This is a genomic window from Kitasatospora sp. NPDC059088 (genome assembly GCF_042738155.1).
In the GTDB taxonomy this organism is placed as follows: Bacteria; Actinomycetota; Actinomycetes; order Streptomycetales; family Streptomycetaceae; genus Kitasatospora.
Genome location: NZ_JBHYGR010000073.1, coordinates 1 through 8637, shown reverse-complemented (window position 1 = coordinate 8637; position 8637 = coordinate 1). Strand labels below are relative to the sequence as shown.

Here is an 8637-nt window from a genome sequence, read left to right as displayed (position 1 = left end):
GGGCGTCAGGGTGCCCCGGTCCGCCCGGACCAGCCGGCGGGGGAAGCCCCGCGCGGCCCAGTGCGCGCCCGCCCCCACCCCCCCCTCCCCGCACAGCCCTCACCCGCTCCGGCCGCCGGCGTGCCGGTGGCGGCGGGCCCGGGGTGCCCTCAGGCGGGCGACGGTGCGGCGGGCGGCCTCCCGGTGGTCGGGGCGGGGCGCGGGCACCCGGGGGCCGGCCAGGTCGCGGGCGGTGAGGCACTGCGCGCCGACCCCGGCCCGGTCGGCGCGGCGGACGACGGCGAGGTGCCCCTCCCCGTGGGCCTCCTCGCCGTCCTCGTCGTCCGCAGGAGCCATCAGCACGCGCAGGTCCCGGTCGTTCGACCACTCCAGGGCGAGGACCTGACGGCCGGATCCGAAGTCGCGCCCGATCAGGGACCGGACCTCGCCGCTGTCCAGGTGCACGAGCAGCAGCTCCCCCTCGAAGTGGTAGCCGCCGTCGTAGTCCCCGGTGCCCACGGCCGGCAGGGGGCGGGCCGGGTGGAAGGCCATCGCGTGCACGGGCAAGCCCGTGCCGATCAGCAGACGGCGCCGGGGGCCGCCGCTGACGTCGAAGACGCCGACCCTCCCGTCCCCGTCGTCCCCGCAGCCGTCCCCGCAGTCGTCCCCGCACGCCCCGGCGACGGCGAGCAGGGCGCGCCGCCGGTCCGGGACGGCCAGGACGGGCTCGCCGAGCACGGCGAACGGGTCGTCAGGGGTCCCGGGGGTGCCGGGGGTACCGGGGGTGCCGGGGGCGTCGGAGGTGCCGGGGGTGCCGGGGGCGTCGGGGGTGCCGGGGGCGTCGGGGGTGCCGGGGGCGTCGGGGGTGCCGGGGCCGGTGGGCGGCGGTGGCGTCATGCCGATGGTCCTCGCAGGGCGCGCCGGGCGGTGCCGCACCCCGTCCGAACTGCCCGTACGGGCACGCAGCGCTGCCCCCACGGCCCTTCCGCCGCACCGCGCCGCCGGATGACCATGGAAGGCCAGCGGACACCCCGGGGGGACACACCCATGCGCACACACGACGGCCGGCGGCAGCAGGGCGGCCGGGAGGACGGCACCCGGGCGGCGGGCACCGACCGCACCCCCGGCCCCGACCGCCGGCCCGCCCCGCGGCTGCTCGCCCTCCAGGCCGCCGCGGGCAACGCCGCCGTGGTCCGGATGGTGCAGCGCTCCGCCGTCGACGGCGTACTGCGCAGCGCGGGGCGCCCGCTGCAGGAGGCGACCCGCGCCGAGATGGAGGCCCGCCTGGGCGCCGACTTCTCCAACGTCCGCCTCCACGAGGGGGCGGCGGCCCGCGCCTCGGCGGCCGAGGTCGGCGCCCGCGCCTACACCTCCGGCCACCACGTCGTCATCGGGGAGGGCGGCGGCGACAAGCACACCCTCGCCCACGAGCTGACCCACGTCATCCAGCAGCGGCACGGCCCCGTGGCCGGCACCGACACCGGCACCGGACTGCGGGTCAGCGACCCCTTCGACCGCTTCGAGCGCGAGGCGGAGGCCACCGCCCGCCGGGTCATGTCCGGGCCCGCCCCCGCGGCGGCCGCGGTGGAGCAGCGCACGGCCCGTGCCGGGGCCGGCGGCGCGCTCCAGCGCACCGCCTCCGACGACCTGCCCCAGCCCGAGGAGCCGTCGGCGGCCGTCCCCGAACTGCCAGCCGCCCTCGTCCAGCAGCTGCAGGAGGCGAAGGAGACGACCGGGTCGGACGCGAAGGCCGTACGCCAGGCGGCACTGGAGGCGCTGCTGCGCTACGTCCTGGACCACCTGCCGCAGGCCGTGGCGGACGAGGACAACCTCGTCCTCGGCTACAAGCACTCCCGCCAGGGCGCGGGCAAGGCCATGGCCCTGACCACGACCGGCACTTCGGGCGACAAGGTCACCATGGCGCTGTACCGCAACCTGTTCGACGACTACGGCCCCGCCGTCATCCACAGCACGCTGCGCCACGAGCTCATCCACGCCGCCCAGGCGATGCTGATGCCCGACGAGGACGCCGCCGACGGCGGGGACCCGCACGTCTACATGGACGTGATCAGCGACATCGGGCAGGAGACCTTCACCCTGCTCCAGCAGCCGATGCGCGAGATCGAGACCCACGTGTGGGAGCTGGAGCACGCGGGCCGCACCGGGATCGACGCCGGCTACCTGAAGGAGACCGTCGACTACCTCCTGGAGTACGCGGACGCGCTGTCCGCCAACCTCGGCCAGGCGGCCGTCACCGACCGGCACGTCGAGTACTGGAAGGCGTACCTGGAGAACTCGGTGACCGCGCTCGGGAAGGCCGCCGCCACGCCCGCCGTCACCACCCACCCCGACCGGGCCCTCGCCGAGCGGATCACCGGGGCGCAGGCGCGGCTGCGCGGCGCCGTCGACGCCAAGGAGGCGGCGGCCCCGGCGGGCGGCAAGCGGGCGGGGGGCACCGGGCGCGGCGCCACCGGGCAGCGCAAGCGCGGCAAGCGCGGCGAGGGCGGCGAGGGCGGCGAGGACTGACGGTCCGTCAGTATCCTTAGGGTGGCGGGGAGTTGCGCCGGCCCCACGGCCTGCGGGGGTGGCGCACGGTGACCCGCCCGAAGCTCTTCCTGCCGATCAGCTCGATCCGCAGCCGGACCGGGGTGCCCGGGTCCGGGTCCCGGTGGCCCTTCACCTTGGAGAACTCCAGGCTCAGGCCGTAGGGGTCGACCACGATGCCCGGGCCGACGATCAGCGTCAGGTTTCCGCCCTGCATGTCGACGTCGACCTCCAGGGTGTCGTGGGTGATCACCGCCTGGGTGAAGTCCAGCTTCACGTGGCACCACTCGGCGGCGATCTCCAGGCGGCGCGGCAGCACCCAGGCGCCCACCCGCTCGGTCCTGGTGAACTTCTGCTCGATCCGCAGGACGTCCCGGCCCTCCGCCACCACCCCGGTGGCCGAGACCGACACCGGCGGCAGGTCGGCGGTCAGCGCGGCCAGGTCGGCGACGGTACGGGCCGACAGGGCGGCCTCCACCCGCTCGTCCAGCTCCTCCGGGCTCAGCCGGCCGTCGCCCGCGGCCACGCCCAGGGCGGCCACCACCCGGTCCCGGTCCGCGTGCGAGGCCCGCAGCGCGGGCGGGGCGGCCTGCGGGACCGCGGACTGCGGGGCCGCGGGCCGCGGGGAGGGTGAGGTCTCTCCAGGCATGGCTTCCGGTCCCCGTCCTGAATTCGGTGAAGGTCCTCGCACCGGGGTGAGCGGCACGCGGACGGCAACTTACGCTATATCGCGATACGGTATATCGCGTTGTGCGCTCCCCGCCAGGCCGGGAGCCTCAGGAACCGGCGGACTTGCGCAGGCGCTTGGCCAGGGCCGGGTCCGACTCCCACCACAGGCCGTTGCCGGCGCCCTCCCCCTCGGCGCTCTCCCCCTCGGCGGGCCCGGCGGATCCGGCGGGCTCGTCGCCGTGGACGGCCGGGAGGTAGGAGTCGCCGACCGCCCGCAGCCGCAGCGTCAGGCCCGGGACGGCCCGGACGGCGGCGAGCATCAGCAGCAGGGCCACGACGGTGTAGTACCAGGGCAGCACGGTGCGGGCCAGGACCGGCAGCAGGAAGGCGTACCCGAGTCCGGTGCCCCGGCCCGAGAGCAGGAACTCCCGGTCCTCGCCGACCTCCACGGTCACCGCGTTGGAGCGGGTGCCGTCCCAGACCGTGAGCCCGACGGCATGGGTCCCGGCGGGCACCGGGAAGCGGGCGACGGCGCCCTGTCTCACCCGGCCGACCCGCACCCCGTCGATCACCACGCCGTACGAGCCCTTCACCAGGGCCACCAGCGGCGATTCGGCGTGCACGACGACGGTACCGGTCATCAACAGTCCCCCAGGAGCGGTGATCATCAAGCGGAGCGCGCCCATGATAGGGGCCGCCCGCGGCCCGCGGCACCTCAGCCCGGACGCCGTACGTCCTCGTAGCACGGGGCCGTGCGCCCCCAGTCGTGGTAGCCGCGGATCCAGGCGGCGTGGGCGTCGGCGTAGCGGGCCAGTTCGGGTACGCGGCCGCCCAGGTCGCGTTCCAACTGCGCGAGTCCGGCGCGTAGTTGGAGGAAGGTCTCGACGGAGCGGCGGGCCGTGCCGGCGACCTCGCGCAGGGCCTCGGGGCGGGCGCGGCCCTGGTGGCGCATCAGGCTCAGCACGAGGTTGGGGCGCCCGGCCGCCTCGTCGCGTTCCAGGGCGTGGACCTCGTTCATGGCGATGATCGCGTCGCAGGCGGCGATCCGCATGCCCTCCAGGTGGCTGGAGCACCAGGCCGGCAGCGGGACCTCGTAGTGGCCGGCCCGCTCGGCGAGGGCGAGCAGCGGGCGCAGGCCGATCGTGCGGCGGCGGGCGCGCAGGTGGGCGGCGGGGTCGGGCAGGACGCCCAGGACGCGGTCGGCGATCTTGGTGGGCCAGCCGGCCAGGTAGTCGACCCAGTCGTGGGCGGTGCGCCGGCGCCACTCCTGGGACATGCCCTGGCCCATCCGCTGCCAGCAGTCGGCGAAGGCGGCCACGGCGGGGGCGGCCCCCGCGCCGGGGCGGGTCCCGTAGCGCAGGTGGTCCACCAGGTCCTGGCACAGGGCGACGGCGTCCTCGGTGCGGGCGGCGGCGGGCCGTGCGCCCGACCCGTCGTCCGGGCGGCCGTCGAGGCGGCCGTCGAGGCGGCCGTCGAAGTGGTCGTCGAAGTGGTCGTCGAAGTGGTTGTCGAGGAGGTAGAGCCAGCCGAGCAGGTCGAAGCAGAGGTCGAGGTCGGCGCCGGCGGCGTACGGGAAGCCGTACGCGGCGCTGTCGGCCACCCGGGAGGAGGCGTAGCGGCGCAGCGCGTCCTGGCCGTGCAGCAGGCCCGACTCCCGTACCCAGGCCAGGTGGTGGCGGCGGGCCCGGGGCAGGTCGGGGCTGACCCGACTCTCCAGGGGCACCGTGAACTCGACGTCCTGGGGCATACGCCTTCCGCACTCCCGACCGGTTCGGGGCCTGACGGCCCGGGCGAGGACCGCCGGCGCCCCCGTGGACGGTCCGGGCCCAGCGTGGTGGACCCGGCGGCGGCTGCGGAAGAGCGCAAAGGGGAGCACCCCCGGCGCACGCCGCGGCAATCACCGCCGGGTCGGTGCCCGCGCGCGGGCCCGCGTCCCCTCCGGCGGGGCGGGGGCTACCCGCCGGCGGGGGCGGCCATGCCCCAGGAGGTGTCCGCGGGGCGGCGATGCCCCGGTAGCCGTCGGCCGGGGCGGCCCGGCCCCGGGAGGTGTCCGCCGGGGCGGCGGTGTCCGCGGGGGCGGTGCCGCCCCACGAGGTGTCGGCGAAGGCCCGGCCGCCGCCGAGGGCGAGCAGGGCGGCGGCGGCGGTGCCGACGGCGATGCGCTCGCGCCTGTGGATCCTCCGACGTTCGCCGGGCCGGATCCGACAGTAGATCAGGAGGCGTGCAGTTGTTCGATCCTTTCCGGAATCCGGGGCCCGCACAGGAGGCCACCCCCGTCGACCTCCTGTGCGGGCCGCGCCGGGCCGGTCGGCCGGTCCGGTCGGACCGTGCCGGGCCGTGCCGGGCCGGGCCGGGCCGGGCCGGGCCGGGCCGGGCCGGTCGGTCCGGGAGGTCGCCCTCGCCGCCCATGTCGGCGGTGGTACGGCGCAGCACGTTGATCGTGGTGACGACGTCGGCCTCGTCGACGCCCTGGTGGGCCCGGAGGTGGACGCGGTGGACGCGGTGGTTGCGCTCGCGGGCGCGCAGGCGGGCGGCCTCGCCGTCCTCGGTGAGGGTCACGGCGCCGGTGGCGGCGGACTCCAGGAGCCGGCCGCGGGCGGTGAGGCCGTCGAAGACGGCGGTGGAGTCGGTGGCGAGGTCGTCGTAGCGGGCCGGCCGCCGGACCAGGGTGGCGCGGTTCCAGCGGCCGGGGGGGGTGCCGGCGGCGTGGTCGCGCGTCCACCAGTGCGGCCGGGTGAGGCCCTCGACGGCGAGCTGCTCGCGCAGGGCGCCCACCACCCGGTGGAACACCTCGGCGCTCCAGGCGCCGACGGGCTGGGCGGCCAGGACCGCGTGCGGGCACTCCTCGAACGCCACGGCGGTGCGCCCCCTTCACTGTTCGGACTTCGGGACGCGCCCACCGTAGGAGCTCAAGTCGCCTTGAGGTCAACCCGGTTCGCAAGGGGACGGTGGCGCCGTGGCGGCGGGTTCAGGCCGACCCCGGGCACGCCCCGGGCACGCCCCGGTCCGGGTGCCGGGGCGGGCGGGGGTCCTTTCGTGCGGTCGGCGCCGTGCCGAAACCGTCGTGCCGGAGCGGGAAGTCGTCCCCGCCGGCTTCCCGCCCCCCCCGGGCCGCTCCCCGCCGCCGCGGGGCCAGGGCTGACGTGGTTGCGTGGCAGAGGGATCGGGCGGCACGGTGGTGCTGATGTGCGGGCTGCCGGGGGCGGGCAAGAGCACCTACGCGGCGGGCCTGGTGCGGCGCGGCGGGCGTCCGGCTGTCGATCGACGAGGCGGTGTGGCGGCGGCCCGGGCGGCGCGACGCGGGGCCGGTGCCGGCGCGGGAGGCGTTCGACCGGCCCAAGGAGGAGGTCCGCCGCGAGCAGCGGCGGGAGTTGGTGGAGCCGATGCGGGCCGGGCGCGACGTGGTGGTGGACCACACGTTCTGGAGCCGGGCCGCCCGGGACGACTACACGGCGCCGGTGGAGACCCACGGCCGCCGGTGGGAGCCGGTCCGCCCCAAGGCCGACCGGGCGACGCCGGAGCGCCGCCCGGCGGTACGCAACGGCCGGGAGGGCGCGGACCGCGCCACCGTGGACGCGGCGCAGTTGGCCCGCTACCCGGCCCGCTTCGAGGAGCCGGACGGCGAGGGCGAACGGGTCGTGCCGCAGCCTCCGGGGCGAGGCCCCGGGGCGGGCGGCGGGGCTCTCCCAACCTGAACCACCCGTACGAGTGATCGTCATCACCGGGAGCGGGACCGGGACCGGCGAACCGGGCCCCGGCCCACCGCTCCACCGGTTCACGCCCGGTCCGCGACGGTACGGGCGAAATCGGCGACGAAGGCGGTGATCAGGCGCGCGAACGCGGTGCGGTCGCCCTCGCTCCAGCCCGCCATGGCCTGGGCGAAGACCACACGGCGCAGCCGGTGGGCGGCCTCCGCCTGCGCGCGCCCGGCGGGGGTGAGGGCGAGCAGGGTGCGGCGGGCGTCGCGCGGGTCGCTGCCGCGTTCCAGCCAGCCCTGCTCGACGGTGCGCAGCACCAGGCGGCTGGCCCGGGGCTGGTCGACGCCCAGGGCGGCGGCGACGTCGGCGACGGCGCACGGGCCGGGGTGGGCCTCGACCGCGTCCAGGACGCCGAACAGGGTGGGGTCGATCGCGCCGGCGCCCCCGGGCCGGGCGATGCGGCCCAGCGAACGGCGGGTCTGGCTGTGGCGGATGGCGACCATGGCGCGTTCGACGGCGGCGGCGGACGCGTCCTCGACGGCGGTGTCCGGCCCGGTTTCCTGGTACTTCCTCTCCCGCTCAGACATGCATGCTAGGTTACAACTTTTGTCAAAGGACATGTATCAGGGGGGACCTGTTATGCCCGAAACCGCCACACCCGCCGCCGCACCCGCCGCCACACCCGCGCACGTGCCCGCCGCCGGCCTGCCCGACGTGCCCGGGCAGCGCCCGCTCGGGTACTGGCTGCGCCACATCGACGGCGCCATCGAGCAGTCCATGGCGCGCCTGTTCGCCGCCGACGCGCTGAGCCGGCGCGACTGGCAGGTGCTCAACACCCTCTCCCACGGGCCGACGGACACCACCGCCCTCGACACGGCGCTGGCCGCCTTCCTCTGCCCCGAGGAGCCGACCGTGCGCCCGCACCTGGAAGGGCTCGCCGCCCGCGGCTGGGTCACCCTCGACACGGACGGGCGCGCCGCCCTCACCGAGCAGGGCCGCAGCGCCCACCGGCGCGTGGCCGCGCAGGTCGCCGGGCTGCGGGAACGGCTCGCGGCCTGTCTGACGCCGCAGGAGCTCACCACCCTGACGAACCTGCTCGTGCGCTGGGCCGGACACCTGGACACCCTCGCCCAGGCGCGGTGAGCCCACCAGCCCGCCCCGCACCGGACGCCCACCGACGAACCCCGACGAACACCGACGAACACCGGCGAACACCGGAGTTCACCGGCGGACTCCGGCGGACTCCGGCGGACTCCGGCGATCACCGGTGAACACCGGCGGACTCCGGCGATCACCGGCGGACTCCGGCGATCACCGGCGGACTCCGGTGATCACCGGCGGACTCCGGTGGTCACCGGTGCCCTAGGCGTGTCTGACAATTCGCGTCGGATCAGCGCGCGGCGTCGGGGTGCGTGCATCGCAAGGCGGAGGAGGGAGTCCATGCGGTGGGGGCGCCTCCCGGCCGAAGGCTGGGGGCCATCGGCGACCGACGACAACGCGGCGAGGCGCGCTTGTGCCCTGGGGGTACCTCCCGGCCGAAGGCTGGGGGAGCGTCGCGCGCCCGGCGGGAACTGTCAGACACGCCCTAGTGTCCTGAGTCCTTGATCCGTCGGATGTATCCAGCGAGGGATTCGAGGATCTGGTCAGCGGTTTTGGTCCAGACGTAGGGCCGGGGGTCGGTGTTCCAGTCGGCGACCCAGGCGCGGATGTCGCGTTCGAGGGCCTGGACGGAGCGGTGGACGCCGCG

The 8637-nt window shown here is 76.7% G+C and carries 9 protein-coding genes and 1 pseudogene; 3 read left to right on the top strand and 7 right to left on the bottom strand.

Annotated elements, in window-relative coordinates; all coding sequences use genetic code 11:
- Positions 1–99: 99 nt before the first annotated feature.
- Positions 100–876, bottom strand: coding sequence for a hypothetical protein (locus ACFWXO_RS28020; protein WP_380526919.1), 777 nt, complete (start codon positions 874–876; stop codon positions 100–102).
- Positions 877–1026: 150 nt separating this feature from the next.
- On the opposite strand from ACFWXO_RS28020, the gene ACFWXO_RS28015 reads away from it, so the two are divergent.
- A complete protein-coding gene (locus ACFWXO_RS28015; protein ID WP_380526917.1) occupies positions 1027–2505 on the top strand; it encodes a DUF4157 domain-containing protein in 1479 nt (492 codons plus the stop codon).
- A 16-nt stretch (positions 2506–2521) separates the two neighbouring features.
- On the opposite strand, the gene ACFWXO_RS28010 is transcribed toward ACFWXO_RS28015, so the two are convergent.
- The 4 genes from ACFWXO_RS28010 to ACFWXO_RS27995 form a co-directional block, all read right to left on the bottom strand.
- Positions 2522–3172 carry a DUF1707 domain-containing protein gene (locus tag ACFWXO_RS28010; RefSeq protein WP_380526915.1) on the bottom strand — a complete coding sequence of 217 codons (651 nt, stop codon included), beginning with the start codon at positions 3170–3172 and terminating at the stop codon, positions 2522–2524.
- A 127-nt stretch (positions 3173–3299) separates the two neighbouring features.
- Entirely contained in the window at positions 3300–3833 is a 534-nt protein-coding gene (locus ACFWXO_RS28005; RefSeq protein ID WP_380526913.1) for a hypothetical protein, read from the bottom strand.
- 74 nt (positions 3834–3907) lie between these two features.
- Positions 3908–4939, bottom strand: a complete 1032-nt coding sequence (locus tag ACFWXO_RS28000; protein WP_380526912.1) for a pentalenene synthase — start codon at positions 4937–4939, stop codon at positions 3908–3910.
- A 206-nt stretch (positions 4940–5145) separates the two neighbouring features.
- A complete protein-coding gene (locus ACFWXO_RS27995; RefSeq protein ID WP_380526910.1) occupies positions 5146–6048 on the bottom strand; it encodes a hypothetical protein in 903 nt (300 codons plus the stop codon).
- A gap of 398 nt (positions 6049–6446) precedes the next feature.
- Between ACFWXO_RS27995 and ACFWXO_RS27990 the strand changes: the two genes are divergently transcribed.
- The gene (locus tag ACFWXO_RS27990; RefSeq protein ID WP_380527002.1) at positions 6447–6887 is read left to right on the top strand and encodes an AAA family ATPase; all 441 of its coding nucleotides are present in this window, start codon (positions 6447–6449) and stop codon (positions 6885–6887) included.
- 80 nt (positions 6888–6967) lie between these two features.
- Here ACFWXO_RS27990 and ACFWXO_RS27985 read toward each other — a convergent pair whose 3' ends face one another.
- Positions 6968–7477 (bottom strand): MarR family winged helix-turn-helix transcriptional regulator, encoded by a 510-nt coding sequence (locus tag ACFWXO_RS27985; protein ID WP_380526908.1) that lies wholly within the window; start codon positions 7475–7477, stop codon positions 6968–6970.
- Positions 7478–7529: 52 nt separating this feature from the next.
- Between ACFWXO_RS27985 and ACFWXO_RS27980 the strand changes: the two genes are divergently transcribed.
- Positions 7530–8033 carry a MarR family winged helix-turn-helix transcriptional regulator gene (locus ACFWXO_RS27980; RefSeq protein WP_380526906.1) on the top strand — a complete coding sequence of 168 codons (504 nt, stop codon included), beginning with the start codon at positions 7530–7532 and terminating at the stop codon, positions 8031–8033.
- A 442-nt stretch (positions 8034–8475) separates the two neighbouring features.
- Here ACFWXO_RS27980 and ACFWXO_RS27975 read toward each other — a convergent pair.
- Positions 8476–8637, bottom strand: a pseudogene (locus tag ACFWXO_RS27975) (IS630 family transposase); the annotation flags it as partial.